The organism is Pseudomonas sp. LBUM1670 (assembly GCF_059695695.1).
The window spans coordinates 1012451-1027418 of record NZ_CP166783.1 but is presented as its reverse complement, the minus strand read 5'-3'; the positions used below and the strand labels follow the sequence as shown (position 1 = coordinate 1027418).

The 14968-nt window shown below is 59.6% G+C and carries 15 protein-coding genes and 3 pseudogenes; 7 read left to right on the top strand and 11 right to left on the bottom strand.

Annotated features, from left to right (window positions below; genetic code table 11):
• Positions 1–172 precede the first annotated feature (172 nt).
• Positions 173–682: a DUF2165 family protein gene (locus ACA073_RS04655; RefSeq protein WP_497401970.1), complete on the top strand. Its 510-nt coding sequence runs from the start codon at positions 173–175 to the stop codon at positions 680–682.
• Between the two features lie 28 nt (positions 683–710).
• Here ACA073_RS04655 and ACA073_RS04650 read toward each other — a convergent pair whose 3' ends face one another.
• Positions 711–1613, bottom strand: a complete 903-nt coding sequence (locus ACA073_RS04650; RefSeq protein ID WP_497401968.1) for a DMT family transporter — start codon at positions 1611–1613, stop codon at positions 711–713.
• Positions 1614–1898: 285 nt separating this feature from the next.
• Here ACA073_RS04650 and ACA073_RS04645 point away from each other — a divergent pair, with 285 nt between their 5' ends.
• Positions 1899–2774: a helix-turn-helix domain-containing protein gene (locus ACA073_RS04645; RefSeq protein ID WP_497401966.1), complete on the top strand. Its 876-nt coding sequence runs from the start codon at positions 1899–1901 to the stop codon at positions 2772–2774.
• Positions 2775–2907: 133 nt separating this feature from the next.
• Here the strand turns inward: ACA073_RS04645 and ACA073_RS04640 are convergent.
• From ACA073_RS04640 to ACA073_RS04610, 7 genes and pseudogenes are all read right to left on the bottom strand, one after another.
• Positions 2908–3216, bottom strand: a pseudogene (locus tag ACA073_RS04640) (TonB-dependent receptor domain-containing protein); the annotation flags it as partial.
• Positions 3176–3298 (bottom strand): annotated as a pseudogene (locus ACA073_RS04635) (RNA polymerase sigma factor); the annotation flags it as partial. The pseudogenes ACA073_RS04640 and ACA073_RS04635, both read right to left, overlap by 41 nt.
• Position 3299: 1 nt before the next feature.
• Positions 3300–3626, bottom strand: a complete 327-nt coding sequence (locus ACA073_RS04630; protein WP_497401964.1) for a DUF3325 domain-containing protein — start codon at positions 3624–3626, stop codon at positions 3300–3302.
• Entirely contained in the window at positions 3627–5207 is a 1581-nt protein-coding gene (locus tag ACA073_RS04625) for a PepSY-associated TM helix domain-containing protein (RefSeq protein WP_497401962.1), read from the bottom strand.
• Entirely contained in the window at positions 5204–5497 is a 294-nt protein-coding gene (locus ACA073_RS04620) for a DUF3649 domain-containing protein (protein WP_497401961.1), read from the bottom strand. Before ACA073_RS04620 ends, ACA073_RS04625 begins: the two co-directional genes overlap by 4 nt.
• A 375-nt stretch (positions 5498–5872) precedes the next feature.
• Positions 5873–6280 (bottom strand): HPF/RaiA family ribosome-associated protein, encoded by a 408-nt coding sequence (locus tag ACA073_RS04615; RefSeq protein ID WP_461951824.1) that lies wholly within the window; start codon positions 6278–6280, stop codon positions 5873–5875.
• Positions 6281–6493: 213 nt separating this feature from the next.
• On the bottom strand, positions 6494–7441 hold the full coding sequence (locus tag ACA073_RS04610) for a LysR substrate-binding domain-containing protein (protein ID WP_497401959.1): 948 nt from the start codon (positions 7439–7441) through the stop codon (positions 6494–6496).
• Positions 7442–7576: 135 nt separating this feature from the next.
• Here ACA073_RS04610 and ACA073_RS04605 point away from each other — a divergent pair, with 135 nt between their 5' ends.
• The 3 genes from ACA073_RS04605 to ACA073_RS04595 all read left to right on the top strand — a co-directional run bounded on the left by ACA073_RS04605 (position 7577) and on the right by ACA073_RS04595 (position 10923).
• The gene (locus tag ACA073_RS04605) at positions 7577–8953 is read left to right on the top strand and encodes an L-serine ammonia-lyase (RefSeq protein ID WP_497401957.1); all 1377 of its coding nucleotides are present in this window, start codon (positions 7577–7579) and stop codon (positions 8951–8953) included.
• A 64-nt stretch (positions 8954–9017) separates the two neighbouring features.
• The gene (locus ACA073_RS04600; RefSeq protein ID WP_497401955.1) at positions 9018–10319 is read left to right on the top strand and encodes an HAAAP family serine/threonine permease; all 1302 of its coding nucleotides are present in this window, start codon (positions 9018–9020) and stop codon (positions 10317–10319) included.
• Between the two features lie 286 nt (positions 10320–10605).
• On the top strand, positions 10606–10923 hold the full coding sequence (locus ACA073_RS04595) for a DUF3509 domain-containing protein (protein ID WP_497401953.1): 318 nt from the start codon (positions 10606–10608) through the stop codon (positions 10921–10923).
• Here the strand turns inward: ACA073_RS04595 and ACA073_RS04590 are convergent.
• Positions 10920–11420, bottom strand: coding sequence for a phosphate-starvation-inducible protein PsiE (locus tag ACA073_RS04590; RefSeq protein ID WP_461951826.1), 501 nt, complete (start codon positions 11418–11420; stop codon positions 10920–10922). The two genes, ACA073_RS04595 and ACA073_RS04590, sit on opposite strands and share 4 nt — an antisense overlap.
• 367 nt (positions 11421–11787) lie before the next feature.
• Here ACA073_RS04590 and ACA073_RS04585 point away from each other — a divergent pair.
• Positions 11788–12042: pseudogene (locus ACA073_RS04585) on the top strand (YebG family protein); the annotation flags it as partial.
• 171 nt (positions 12043–12213) lie between these two features.
• Here ACA073_RS04585 and ACA073_RS04580 read toward each other — a convergent pair.
• The gene (locus ACA073_RS04580) at positions 12214–13233 is read right to left on the bottom strand and encodes a Glu/Leu/Phe/Val dehydrogenase family protein (RefSeq protein ID WP_497401951.1); all 1020 of its coding nucleotides are present in this window, start codon (positions 13231–13233) and stop codon (positions 12214–12216) included.
• Positions 13234–13407: 174 nt separating this feature from the next.
• On the opposite strand from ACA073_RS04580, the gene ACA073_RS04575 reads away from it, so the two are divergent.
• Positions 13408–14211 carry a SirB1 family protein gene (locus ACA073_RS04575; RefSeq protein WP_497401950.1) on the top strand — a complete coding sequence of 268 codons (804 nt, stop codon included), beginning with the start codon at positions 13408–13410 and terminating at the stop codon, positions 14209–14211.
• Positions 14212–14329: 118 nt separating this feature from the next.
• On the opposite strand, the gene maiA is transcribed toward ACA073_RS04575, so the two are convergent.
• Positions 14330–14965, bottom strand: a complete 636-nt coding sequence (maiA, locus tag ACA073_RS04570) for a maleylacetoacetate isomerase (protein WP_497401948.1) — start codon at positions 14963–14965, stop codon at positions 14330–14332.
• Positions 14966–14968: the final 3 nt, after the last annotated feature.

Below are 14968 nucleotides of genomic sequence, written 5' to 3'. Positions count from 1 at the left end.
CACATCCATCGCGAGCAAGCTCGCTCCTACAATAACGCCCCCTATAATCCCCTAAACAAAACAGCGACCAATACACACTTTGCAATTGAGTCCAGCACTCAATAAACCCACTAAGTTATAGACTCTCCTTACTTATCCGAACATAAACGGAAAGCAGATTTGGAGAACTACCTTGAACCACCTGACAATCAATCAAACTATAAAAATCAGCAAAGCCACTCTGATGCTATTTATAAGCTTTTTGGGTATTTTGATTTTGTATAGCAACTTCACCGACTACCCAACCAACTACGAATACATCGCCCACATCCTCAGCATGGACACGACTCGCGAGGGCGCAAGATATAACTATCGCGCCATCACCTCGCCCATGGCCCATCACAGGATTTACTGGTTAATCATTACGCTCGAGGTGCTCTTCACTGTTTTTTCCATGGTGGGGACATACCATTTGTACAAAAATATAAACACCAGCGCCAAGAAATTTCATGAGGCGAAGAAGTTCGCACTTATTGGTTTAATGATCGCTATTTTCATCTATTACGTCTGCTTTCAAGTTATCGGCGTAGAGTGGTTCAACATGGATGAATCGCAACACTGGAATTATAAAGACTGGGCCCGACATATTGTCGACTTCATCATGCCGTTATTGATCTATCTGACCCTCCGGATCGAGCGCTAAGTGCACACGCACTCGATCCGAAAGGTCTTCAAGCCAGCTTGCCGTTTCCCTGCACCATCGGCGCCTTGGGTTTACGAAACACCAGCACGTTGCCCAGCATCACCAACACCAGCCCGGCCAGCGCCGGTGCGGTCCATTGATAACCTTCGGCAAACGCCGACACATTGAGCGCCACCACCGGGAACAACACTGTGCAATAGGCTGCACGCTCAGGGCCCATGCGCCCGACCAATGTCAGGTAGGCAGTGAAACCGATCACCGAGCCCGGAATGACCAGGTACAGCAACGAGCCGATGTAACGCGCATTCCATTCCATGTCGAACGGAATGCCTTTGACCAGGCACCACGCCGACAGCATCGCCGCGCCGTAGGCCATGCCCCAGGCATTGGTGGTCAGCGGCTTGAGACCGGCCTTCTGCTGCAGGCTCGACAACATGTTGCCCGCCGAGAAACACAGCGTTCCGAGCAACGCCAGGCCCAAGCCGAGCAAGGTTTCCGGGCTGGCGGTGTGGCCGGCCAGTTCTGGCCAGAACAGCAGGCCCAGCCCTAGCAAGCCGAGCGCACCGCCCAACAGGACGTTGCGGGCGATCTTCTGGCCGAAGAACACCCGCGCGTTCAGGGCGTTCCACAGCGTGGCGGTGGAAAACACCACGGCCACCAGGCCACTGGGGATCCACTGGCTGGCGGTCAGGAAGCACATGAAGTTGATGCAAAACAGGCACAGCCCCTGCGCCAGGCAGATCAGGTGCCCGCGACGGTTCATCACTTGCAGCTTGCGGCTGAGCAACAGCAGCACGAACAACACCAGCGCAGCGAGGCCGAAGCGATAAACGATCGACACCGGAATGGCCACCACGCCCAGTTGCCATTTCAAGGCAATCCAGGTGGTGCCCCAGATCAGCACGGTCAGCAAGTACAGCGAAAGGTTCATGGCTACAGCTCCGGGATGTGGCAATGCTCTTGGCTTCTGTGGCGAGCGAGCTTGCTCGCGCTGGGCTGCGAAGCGGCCCCAAAATTCCGGCCAGTTTTGCCCGTTTTGTGAGTGCTGCGCACTCAAGCGGGAGCAAGCTCCTCGCCACAGGGCATTGCCTGATTAAGGATCAAGTGTGCTGCGCCAAACGCGCACGCACTTGCATAAACTTGCGCTTTTGTCGGTCGACGGGCTGGCAGGCCAACGTCTACGGAGTAGGATGCAAGGCGTTGGAGAGAAGCGATCATGCCCGCACTGGAAACCCTGCAAGTCTTTCAAGCCCTCAACCGCTCGCCCAATGCTCGCCTCGAGCACAGCGCCGAGCTCGGTGACGGCATGGCTGCAGCCTTGTGGAGCAACCATCACGACGCCCAGGACTACGAAGCACCGAGCCATCACACCTTGTCCTGCTACATCGCGGGCGGCACCGGCACCTTTCGCCGCGACCAGCCCGGCACCAAGGGCGGCCCGGACAAGCTGTGTATTTTGCCCGCCGACCATCAGTCAGGCTGGGTGATCAACGGTGACATTCGCCTGGCCCATCTGTATTTCAGCCCCGAACAATTCGCCCTCGGTTGCGTCACGCTGCTGGACCGCGAACCTCGCGAGCTGCAGTTGCACGAAGGAACCTTTCTCAACGACCCGCAGCAGGCCCGGCGCTTTCGCCAGATGCTCACGCTCAATTGGGATGAACCCGGCGAACGTCTGCTGACCAGCAGCCTGGCCCATGAAATGCTCAGCCACGTGCTGCTCGGCCAGGTCGGGAGGCGCGAGGGCTTGCAGCTCAAGGGTGGATTGGCGGCGCACCAGCGACGGCAATTGGTCGAATTCATCGACAGTCAGTTGGCCGAAGCCATCAGCCTGGGGCAATTGGCGGGGTTGTGTGCGTTGTCGGAATATCACTTTGCGCGGATGTTCAGAGAGAGCTTTGGTTTGCCGCCGCATCAGTATGTGTTGGCGCGGCGGCTGAGCCGGGCGCGGGAATTACTGCGCGCGACATCACAGCCGTTAGGGGAGATTGCATTGGCGTGCGGGTTTGCCAGTGCGAGTCATTTCACCAATCGGTTTCGGCAGATTCTGGGTGGGACGCCTGGCGAATATCGGCAGGCGTTTTTGCGCTAGTCCGGAGATTTTCGGCGTCTGTGCAGACGCCTTCGCGAGCAAGCCCGCTCCCACAGTTGATCGCATTTTCATGAGAGAACGCGGTCACTGTGGGAGCGGGCTTGCTCGCGAAGAACGATAATGCGGTCTCTGATCAGAACTCTAAGGTGCTGGACAAGGAGATCTGCTGCGAATCCCCCATCGACACAAAGAACCGGCTCGCCGCTGACGTGTAGTAGGTGCGGTCCAACAGGTTTTTCACGTTGAGCTGAAACTTGACCTTCTGCCCTTCGACCTTGGTGTCGTAGGTGGCGAATGCATCGGCCACGGTGTAGCTCGGCAGGTCGAAATCATTCACCGCGTTACCCGCCCGCTCACCGACATACCGCGCACCCGCACCGACCCGCAACTGATCGCCCCCAACGACAGTGCCGAAGTCGTAGACCGCCGACAGCGAGCCGCTGGGACAAGAACACCTGCAGGAAATGCGCACGCGCTCCGTGAGGTTCTTCGTCGTGGGAATCAGGAGGACTGGTGATCGTCAGATCAATACTGCGCAAACGCGGCAACGGGGCTGACGAGCAGGCTTATACCGGCCAGCGACAACGCCAGGCGCGGTCGATAGGGCATCAACAGCACCAGCAGCAATGCACTGAGCATCAGCACCGCAAACCACTCCACCAACCCAAGCCCCCAACCGGTCGAAGACACCGCCGCCGAAATGGACAAGGCCAGCAACAGCCAACCACCGAGTGTCATCAGTTGGCGCCGACGGGCCGACGGCTTGCGGCCCAACAGCTCGGCGTGATGCCGGTCCATCGATAAACAGAGCGCGGTGAAACCGCCGTAACAAAGCAACAGGGCCAGCAACATTCAGTTCGCCTCTTGCTCAAGGGTGATCGGCTGTGCACGCTGCCGGGTGACAATCTCAGCCTGTCCCGAGCGCTGCATTTTCCACGCGGCCCAGGCGAAAAACAGACCGCTGCCCAGACACGTCAAATCGAAACCGGCCATCGCCCAATCGCCCTGCGCCAGCGTGATTCCCAAGTGATACGGCGTGGTCAGGGCGTTCAACACCGGCACCGCGCCAAACAGCAGCGCCGCCAGCGCCAGTTGCTCAACCCACGCAGCACGGCCCCGGCGGAGCATGGCATGCAACACACCCAAGCCCCAGACGATAAAGAAGCTGTTCACTTCCCAATCCGCACGTCCGGCCGTGTCCACCGGCAACACGCGATTGGCCCAGAAGAACGCGGCCACCGCGACCATCAGCCCGGACATGCTGGCGATGTTCAGCACTTCCACCAGCCGCAACTCGAACGGCATCACGGCGCTTTTCGCATGCTTGAGCTGACGCTTGCCGAGCCAGATCACCAGCCCGGTGCCGATCATCGCCGTGCCGGCCAAACCACAGATGAAGTACAACCAACGCAACACCGGATCGGCGAAATGTCCCATGTGCAAGCCGTAGAAACTGCCGGCAATCGCCCTCGGCAGTGATTGCTCCGGCGTCGTGCCGAGCAGCTGCCCGGTGACGCCATTGAAGCTCACGGCGCTGCCGAAGTCGTGGACCACGCGGTCGGCGCCGTCACGCACGAGCACGACCGAGGCATTCGCATCGCCCGGATTGTTCACTGTCAGCCGCCCGACGCGCCCGCCCGACCACTGCTCGCGCGCCCGCTCCAGCAGCGGTGCCAGCGGCGCCAACTGAGCCGGCTGGCCCGCAAGCTCCGGCGTAGAGGACGCCGTAAACACCTCATCGTAAAACGCCCGGACATCACCGTTGTACGAGGCCAGGATGCTCGCCGGCATCACCATAGACATGAAAATCACCAGGCTGCTGTAGGTGATCATCAGGTGAAACGGCAGCACCAGCACACCCACCGCGTTATGCCCGTCGAGCCAGGAACGCTGGCCCTTGCGCGGGCGGAAGGTGAAGAAGTCCTTGAAGATTTTCTTGTGGGTAATGATCCCGCTGATCAGCGTGACGAACATCACCATGGCGGCGATGGTCGACAACCAGCGCCCCCACGGATAAGGCATTTGCAGCTGAAAGTGGAAGCGGTAGAAGAACTCGCCGCCCGTGGTTTCGCGGCCCTGCACTTCGGCGCCGGTTTGCGGGTCGAGGCGTTTTTCCGTGAACTGGCCGCGTTCGCCACGCTTGGCCGGGGTTTGCTGCCAGCGTACCGACAGGCCGGGTTCGCGGGCATCGGGCAAGTCGATGAGCCAGCGCGAGGCACCGGCGGCGTGTTGCTGAAGATAGTTCTGCGCGAGCGTCAGGCTGGCTTCGGAGGTCACCGAACGGGCAGGAATTTCCGGCTGCATCCAGTGGCTGATCTCATCCTTGAAGTAGGCGAGCGTGCCGGTCAGGAAAATCGCGAACAGCAACCAGCCGAACGTCAACCCGGCCCAGGTGTGCAGCCAGGCCATCGCCTGACGAAAGCCCTCTTTCATGAGTGGCCCATCCAGTACGCCAGTCCCGACACCGCCGCCAGCAACAGGCTCGGCACGATCAGCCCGAGCCAGGCTTGCCATGCACTGCGGCAGGCAAAGCACCAGAGTACCGCGCACAGGTAGGCGAGAAACGACGTCATCATCCCGGTCACCACAGCGTCGGCGCGGGCCATGGGCAACCAAAGACTCAGGCTGACACTGGCGAGCGCCGCGACAATGTAGCCGCCCAGCACCGCGGCCAGCACTCGCGACGTGACGGCCAACCGATAGGAAACGGGGAGTACTTTCATGTTTCGACCTTGAAACGGGTGAGGCCGCGAGAAAGTCAGGGGGCCAACAAGGTCGCAATATTAATGATAAATATTCTCATACGCAAAACAGTTCGGATCAGCGCGTTTGAGACTGACGATGTCTCTGGGGCAGGACTTCATTGTGGCGAGGGAGCTCGCTCCCGTTCGGCTGCGCAGCAGTCGCAGACCGACTGACACGGTTTGCCTGATAGAACTCGGAGGCAGGTTTTGGGACTGCTTCGCAGCCCAGCGGGAGCAAGCTCCCTCGCCACAGGTATTCATCAACCTGCAGAATCAACCAAACCCTGAAACAAGAACGGGCCTGCATAAGCAGGCCCGTTTTCAGTGGTGGAAAGATAAAAAGTGAATCGGGTGTCAGCCGTTCAGTGCTGCCTGTTCGTTCTCGAGAAACTCGTCTTCCAGCAGCGCATCGGCCGCTACTCTTTCGAACGGCACCACCGCGGCACGTGGTTTGCCCCGCAGTTTGCCAAACAGATGTTCCAGCGCGTGTTCGAGTTTTTCAGCCGCACCGTCGATCGCCAGTTCCAGGTTCTCGGCCTTATGGGTGACAGAAATCGGCTGGTGGCCTTTTGGCCGCGCTTCCAGCTGGCAGCGCAAATCATGGGGACCAGGCTTGTCGCCGTTCTCGTCCCGCAGGTGAACCTCGACGCGGGTCAGGTCCTCTTCATAACGTTCGAGCGTGCTCTCAATGGTAGTACGTACCCACTCCTCCAGTCGGATGCTGCTTTGAATATGGTTATCGCTGTTGACTTGGATTTGCATAGTTCATCCCTTATTTCAGCTAGCTCGCGAGAGGCCCTTCGGCTAGCCCTTGGGCGTCGTCACCGTGACCTCTTACTTACACAATCGGTCTGCGCGCCGAACAATTCAACCCCTGAAAAAAGATAAATTTTCATTCGCAAAAAAAGCCGGACAAGGAGCAAATGCGCTGTTAAGGTCGGGAGTTGGGTCGCCTCGCTTCTTTGTCATAATTACTCACATCTGCCGCTCCGCCAGCGGGTGCAGGCTTCGAAAAATCCCCGCCTCTTCCACCAGCCAGTCATGCACCGCGCGCACGCCCGGATGGCTCAGCGCCCCCGGCGCATAGAGCAGCACGTAACGTTTGTGATTCGGCACCGCCAGACCAAACGGCACGATCAACGTCCCCCGCTCCAGCTCATCGTTCAGTAAGGTGCGCCGCGCAATCGCCACGCCCATTCCGGCAATCGCCGCTTCGATGGTCAGGTGGTTGCGATTGAACGTGTGCCCACGCCGCAGATCCGCGCCTTCGAAGCCAATGGCGTTGAGATAGAACTCCCATTCCGCGTACTCATAACTGCCGCGCCAGGCAGTGATGTCGTGCAACAGCGGAAAGTGCGACAGGTCTGCCGGGCCGTGCAACGGCGGCCGCCCGCGCAACAGGCTCGGCGCGCAAACCGGGAAGATCTGCTCGTCGAGCAAGGTTGTGGATAACAAGCTGGGGTAACTGCCGTCATTCAGATCAATGGCCAGGTCGAAGTCGCCCTCGTGTAACGGCACGCTGCTGTCCTCGGCCACGAGGCGCAATTGAATGTCCGGAAAACGCTGCTGCAAGCGCGGCAGACGCGGGGTCAACCATTTGCTCAGGAACGACGGTATCGAGCGCAGCCGCAAGATTCCGCTGATCATTCCTGCATCCAGTCGTCGCAATTCTGCGTCGATGCTGCCGTAAGCCTCGTTGACCGTGATGGCCAGTCGCTGGCCTTCTGCGCTCAATTCCACACCACGGGCACGCCGGTGGAACAGTCGAAAACCCAGCCGTTCTTCCAGTTGACGGATTTGCTGACTGACCGCACCCGGCGTGATGTGCAGCTCTTCGGCGCACCGGGTGAACGACAAGTGCCGCGCGGCACAGGAAAACACGTGCAGCCAGACGTAAGTCTGGGCATGCAATTGGCGACTCATTGTTTAGTCCTGCTAAAGGCTTTCTTAGGAAGTTTCGTTGGTCACGTAGGACCGAGGTAGGCAGTATCGCCGACATTGCGCTTGTCCTACAAAAATGGCAGCGATTTCTCTTCCATTGCTTGTACAGGCTTTAGCATGGCTATCAGTGTTTTTGATCTTTTCAAAGTCGGCATCGGTCCGTCCAGTTCCCACACCGTCGGCCCGATGCGCGCCGCCGCGACCTTCGCCGAGGCACTGATTGAGCAGAATTTGCTGTCCGCCGTCCGTCGGGTAGAAGTTCGCCTATACGGCTCCCTCTCAGCCACCGGCGTCGGCCACGCCACCGACCGTGCGTGTGTCATGGGCCTGATGGGCGAATGGCCGGACAGCATCGATCCGACCTGCATCGACAGCCGCATCAACACATTACTAAAGACCGGCGAACTGAATCTGGCCGGCCAAACCACCATCGCCTTCGACTGGAACCGCGATTTGCTGCTGCTCGACGAGAGCCTGCCCTACCACCCCAACGCCATGTCTCTGACAGCCTTCGGCGAAACCGGTGAGCTGTTGGAGCAAACGTACTACTCGATCGGCGGCGGTTTCATCATCGAAGCGGCCGAAGCCGAATCCGGCATCGCGCCGACCAGCGACGTCCTGCTGCCGTACGATTTCTCCAGCGCCGCCGAATTGCTCAAGCTCTGCAACCAGAACGGCCTGCGGGTTTCCGAATTGATGATGGCCAATGAGCTGGCCTGGCGCAGCGAAGCCGAAATCCGTCAGGGCCTTTTGCACATCTGGTCGGTGATGCGCGAGTGCGTCGAGCAAGGCTTGCGCCACGAAGGCATCCTGCCCGGCGGTCTGAATGTTCCGCGCCGTGCGGCGAAATTGCATCGCAGCCTGTTGGAAATCGGCAAGCCGAATGTCATCACTTCCACGTTATCGGCGATGGAATGGGTGAACCTGTTCGCCCTCGCCGTGAACGAAGAAAACGCCGCCGGTGGACGGATGGTCACCGCGCCTACCAACGGCGCGGCCGGGATCATTCCCGCCGTCCTGCACTACTACATGAAATTCAACCCGGACGCGTCGGACGATGACGTGGTCGCGTTCTTTTTGGGCGCGGCGGCTGTAGGCATTCTCTGTAAGAAAAACGCCTCGATCTCCGGCGCTGAAGTCGGCTGTCAGGGCGAAGTCGGTTCGGCGTGCGCCATGGCCGCCGCCGGTCTGGCCGACGTGCTGGGTGCCACGCCCGAGCAACTGGAAAACGCTGCGGAAATCGGCCTGGAACACAACCTCGGCCTGACCTGCGACCCGGTCGGTGGCCTGGTGCAAGTGCCGTGCATCGAGCGCAATGCGATTGCCGCCGTGAAGGCGATCAACGCCACGCAAATGGCCCTGCGCGGCGACGGCAAACACTTCATTTCCCTGGACCGGGTGATCCGCACCATGCGCGACACCGGCGCCGACATGCATGACAAATACAAAGAGACTTCACGGGGCGGCCTGGCTGTCAGCTGGGTGGAGTGCTGAGGAGCATTCCCTTACCGCCCGTCACCCGTGAGCCCGAGCAAGAATAATAACGAGGCCAAAAACGATGACCGATGTACGTACACCTGCTGCCGAAAATCCCGCTGTAGATCTGACACGCAATAAAGAAATAACCCACAAGGGCTGGAGCAAACACGACACCACCTGGATGCTGGGCCTCTATGGCACCGCGATTGGCGCCGGCACGCTGTTCCTGCCGATCAATGCCGGCGTGGGTGGCTTCTGGCCGCTGCTGATCCTGGCAGTGCTGGCGTTCCCGATGACTTTCTTCGCCCACCGTGGCCTGACCCGTTTCGTGCTGTCCGGGCGCTCCGGGGACATCACCGAAGTGGTGGAAGAGCACTTCGGCATCGGCGCGGGCAAGCTGATCACGCTGCTGTATTTCTTCGCGATCTTCCCGATCCTGCTGGTGTACAGCGTGGCGCTGACCAACACGCTGAGCAGTTTCATGGAGCATCAGTTGCACATCGCCCCGCCACCTCGGGCGGTGCTGTCGCTGGGGCTGATCCTCGGCCTGATGGCGATTGTCCGTTGTGGCCAGGGCGTCATCGTCAAATGCATGAGCGTGCTGGTTTACCCGTTCGTCGCGGCGTTGCTGCTGCTCGGTGTCAGCCTGATCCCGAACTGGAACGGCGCATTTTTCGCCACCGCCAGCGAAGGCATGCCGATGCCACTGTTCTTCAAAACGCTGTGGCTGGCGATTCCGGTAATGGTGTTCTCGTTCAACCATTCGCCGATCATCTCCGCCTTCGCTGTCGATCAAAAGCAGCGTTACGGTCAGCAGGCCGAGCGCAAGAGCAGCGGCATTCTCGCCATCGCCCACGGGATGATGGTGGTGACGGTGATGTTCTTCTGTTTCAGCTGCGTGCTGGCATTGTCCCCGGCTGATCTCGCAGCGGCGAAGGCGCAGAACATCTCGATCCTGTCGTACCTCGCCAACCACTTCCCGACCCCGGTCATCGCTTATGCCGCGCCGTTGATTGCGCTGGTGGCGATCACCAAATCCTTCCTCGGCCATTACATCGGCGCCAGCGAAGGCTTTCAGGGCTTGATCGTGAAAAGTCTGCGTGGCCGTGGCCGGGTGATGTCGTCGAGCTGGCTGAACCGCATCACTGCGCTGTTCATGATCCTCAGTTGCTGGGCCGTGGCGACCTTCAACCCGAGCATCCTCGGCATGATCGAAACCCTCGGCGGGCCAATCATCGCGTGCCTGTTGTTCCTGATGCCGATGTACGCCATTCGCCGCGTACCGGCCTTGCGCCAGTATTCGGGCCAGGCGTCGAACGTGTTCGTGGTCCTGATCGGTCTTGTTGCACTGTCTGCGATCATCTACTCGTTCATGCCCTGAAACGGGCAAGGTCTTTTGTATGAGCGAGCTTGCTCGCGATGGACTTCAGAGCGCCGCGTTTACCCGGTAAACACGCGTAATCGTTGACGACCATCGCGAGCAAGCTCGCTCCTACAGGGGGCGATCAATGCTCGACAATTTTCCGGCATGCCCCTTGCTACATCTTTCTCGAGGTCAAAAGGACTTTTTAAAACCTCGGCGAGCGACATGCCGATGGTCTGGTGTCGCGAACCAACCCGATCATGACCGGTCAATTACTGCACGTTCAATCAGGCGGTGACGCATCATGGACAACCCCTTTCAGCTCATTACCGATGCCTTTGCACCGGATTACCAGATCAACCTGAGCATTCAGGGTCTGGACGGCAGCATCATGCTGACCCTGTCCAACAGTGGCCGGGTCGTGGCCAAACGGATGATCAGCGCTGAACAACGCAATGACCCCAAGCGCCTCAAACGTCTGGTGCAAAGCATCCAGTTCGGCATTGCCATCGAACAGGGCCAGTGCGCCATGTCCATCCTCGAAGCCATGACCGACGGTGACAACCGCAACCTGCCGCCGCCGCCAACCAAAGGCCAGACACGGCCCGCCATGCGGCTTTAAAGCTCGCCCTTCTCCACTTCGGGATGCTCACCGGAACCCGCACCGATCTTGCGTTGCGGGTGTTCGATCTTCACCGAAGGGAATTGCGACGAGGCGTAACGCACCACCAGAATCGCAAACGCCAGCAGCAGAATTCCGCCGCACAGGTAAATGATGCCGAGATCGGGCGGGTTGTGGTGCGAGACGTTGGAGATCAGCAGCCGCGTCAGCGCGGTGATCGCCACGTAGATCAGAAAGCGCACCGGCATGTGGTTGGTCTTGAAATAAATCCCGACCATCGCGCCCAGTTCGAGATAGATGAACAGCAGCAAGATGTCGTCGATCTTGATGTGCCCCTCTTCGATCATCCCCAGAAATTCCATCACCGCCGCCCACGCGGTCACCGCACCAATGGCGAACAGCGCCAGGTAGTGGAAGGTCTCGACGAACAGATTGCCCAGGGATTCGGCCAGTTGGTGCACGTTCTGCCGCAGGTTCTCGGCCCAGTTGATTTTCACGATGATTCTTCCTTAGCTCGGTCGAGCGGATGATGCGGGTTGGACGTGACGGTTGTTCTGCATGCAGAAAAAAGGCCAGAGGCTGTCGGGTGAGATGGCGATGGGCAGCTATTGGACACTTTTGTGGTGTTTGGACAGGCGCCTTCGCGAGCAAGCCCGCTCCCACACTGGTGTTGTGAACGCCGGAGATCCCTTGTGGGAGCGGGCTTGCTCGCGAATGGAGCGACGCGGTCTACCTGACAAACCCTGAATTCGGTCTACATTAAAAAGCCACTACCCAAAGCGCAGGGATTCGCTTATCCTTTTCGCTGTATATAAATACAGTGGTCGAAACAGACAACTATCGTGAAGGCATGTGAGGTGGTGAATGGCCGTCGAAGTGGTATACCGCAGCAGCCGAGATCTGGAGCGCTTGTTCATGGATAAAGCCGAAGCTGACCGTCATGACAAAATGCTCGAACTGGCCGAATTGCTGGCTGAAGTGTTGCAAAAAGCCGTTCCGTCCCTGACCGAGCAGCAAGTGGAAGAAGCCGGGATCTACATGGCGAAGAACCGCGATGTGTTCGCCAAGGCGTTCAAGAGTCAGCCGGATGCGTTGTCCGAACTGCTGAATGCGCCGGCTGAAGTGGTTGAAAAGGCCGAACCCGTTGAAGTAGCTGAAGCTGCTGAGCCGACCAAGCCAGCCAAAGCCGCCAAGACGCCGAAGTAAGCAACACCCCAATTGAATAGGCCCTGAGTCGAATGACTCAGGGCCTTTTTCATGTCCGAAAATCAAAAGATCTTGTCTCTGATTTCAGCGGTACAACACTTTCTCCGCCAACTCGTCCGCCACTCGCGCCGGGGAACGTTTCTCCGCCTGGGCATGGGCGAAGACTTCGGTCAGCCTCGAGCTGATTTTCGACAGATGCGCGGTGATGGTCGTCAGCTCTTCGCCGCGGTGTTTGAGCGAGACGTAGATCAGCCCGCCGGCATTGATCACATAATCCGGCGCGTAAAGAATGCCTCGCCGTTCCAGTTGATCCGCGACATCCAGATGAGTCAGCTGGTTATTCGCCGAACCGGCCACCGCCGAGCATCGCAGTTGCGAGACGGTATTGCTGTTGAGCACGCCGCCGAGGCCGCACGGCGCGAGAATGTCGCAAGGCGTGCTGAGCAATGCTTCGTTGGCGATAGGGTGAGCGCCGAGTTGCTCCATGGCCAGTTGCACCTTGCCGTGATCGATGTCGCTGACCAGCAGTTCGGCACCGGCGGCGTGCAGCTGCTCGGCCAAGGCATAACCGACGTTGCCCAGGCCTTGAATGGCCACACGCAAGCCTTCGAGGTTATCGCTGCCCAGACGGGCCATGGCGGTGGCACGAATGCCGGTGAACACGCCCATCGCCGCGTGAGGCGCCGGGTCGCCCGCCGAGGTGGTGCTGGTGACATGTTGGGTCTGTTGGGCGATGCAATCCATATCCGCCACCGAGGTGCCGCTGTCGATGGCAGTGATGTAGCGGCCGTCGAGCTGATTGATGCAGCGGCCGAACGCTTCGAACAGTGCCGCGCGGTTTTCCACATGGACCGGTCGAACAATCACCGCCACACCGCCGCCCTGCGACAGACCGGCGAGCGCCGCTTTGTAACTCATGCCTTGGGCGAGGCGAATGGCATCCTCGATCGCGGACTCGTCGTCGGGATAGGCAAGGTAACGACAACCTCCCAGGGCAGGCCCCAGACGGCTGTTATGAATGGCAATGACCGCCTTCAACCCGGTGACCGAGTCGACGCTCAGATGCAGCGATTCAAGGCGAGTGCTTTGCATGAGAGCGAACATCGTAGGGGCTCCCGAATCACTTCTTGTAGTCGCCAGTATAGGCTCGCGCCCAAAAATTGCAGAAGCGCACCGGAATAAGCATCGCCGCTAATCAGCGGTTTCGGGCATAACCTGGCGTGCCACTGGACGAACGCCGCAGACGAGGCTAAAACGAGGCATTCGCAGGAGATTTTGATGACGCCCCGCCAACGCTTCTTCGACTGTCTGCAACGATCACCGCCCGCGCTGTTCGAGGCGGCGCTGTGGATGTCCGCCGAGCATGACAAGGAAGTGAATCCAGCGGCGGTTCTGACCCGTTTCAAGGACCTGCAACAACGCGTCAGTTACGGCCTGCCGATGCTGCCGGTGAGCGAACTGGCCCAACCGCTGTTGCGACGCCTGAATGACCTGGGTTTCGCTCAGGACGACTTTACCCCCTTGCGCCCGCAAGCGGCCTTGCTCGACAAAGTGCTGGAACGCCGGCGCGGACAACCGCTGGCACTGGGGCTGATTGCGCTGGAACTGGCCAGAGGCCTGGAAATCCCTATGGTCGGGGTCAACTTCCCCGGGCATTTCCTGCTGCGGGTTCCGGGGGCCGATCATTTGCTCGACCCTTGCGGTGGACGCCGGTTGTACCCCAACGATTGCCGTGAACTGCTGCAACGCCAGTACGGCCCGAACATGAAGCTCAGCGCCGAGCATCTGCTGACTGCCGAACCGGTGCAGATGCTGCAGCGACTGTCGCGCAACCTGCGTCAGTTGCACCTTTCCCACGATGATTACATCGGCGCTCTGATCGACGCCGAGCGTGTGCTGGAGCTCGGCAACGCGAGCGCCTCCGATTACCTGGCCCGGGCCAGCCTCTACCAGCGGCTGGACTGCCCGAACGCCGAGCGTTTCGATCTGGAGCATGCGCTGCTGCTCAGCGACGACCCGATCCAGCGGATTCGTTTGACTGAGCGATTAGGCCACCTCCCGCCCAACTCGATCGTCCACTGATAGCAAAACCTTGTGGGAGCGGGCTTGCTCGCGAAAGCGGTGTGTCAGCAGCATAAATGTCGACTGACAAGCCGCATTCGCGAGCAAGCCCGCTCCCACATTGAGTCAGTGTGAGGCGTCAAGGGGTGTCTGGCTGATTCGCCGGGTGCGCTTTTATGAACGCCGGGTGTGTCGCGGCGAGCGCCGCAACCCGACGAATCCGTGGGTACGCCTCAAGCGCAATATTGAATCGCTCAGCCGCGTACAGCTGCGGAATCAGATACACATCCGCCAATCCCGGTTCATTACCAAAGCAGTAACCTGCATCGCCAATCAACTGCTCGACCGTCGCCAGGCCCTGACCGATCCAGTGCCCGATCCACTCGACCACCTGCGTTTCATCGTGGCCCGACTGCCGCAGCCGGTTGAGCACGCTGACGTTGTGCAGCGGATGGACATCGCAGCCAATCACCGCCGCCACGCCCCGTTCATGCGCGCGAGCGGCGAGGTCTTTGGACAACAGCGGCACCTGTGGATAACGTTCCTCCAGGTACTCGATGATCGCCGGTGACTGGATCAGCAATTCACCTTCATCAGTGCGCAAGGCCGGCACCCGACCTTGCGGGTTGATGCCCAGATACGCTGGCTGGCGATGCTCACCACCGGGCGGTGCGATCAGGTTGACCGGCAGCGCCTGGTAATTCAGCCCCTTCAATGCCAACGCGATGCGCACCCGGTAAGACGAGGTCGAGCGGTAGTAGGTATAGAGTTCCATGAC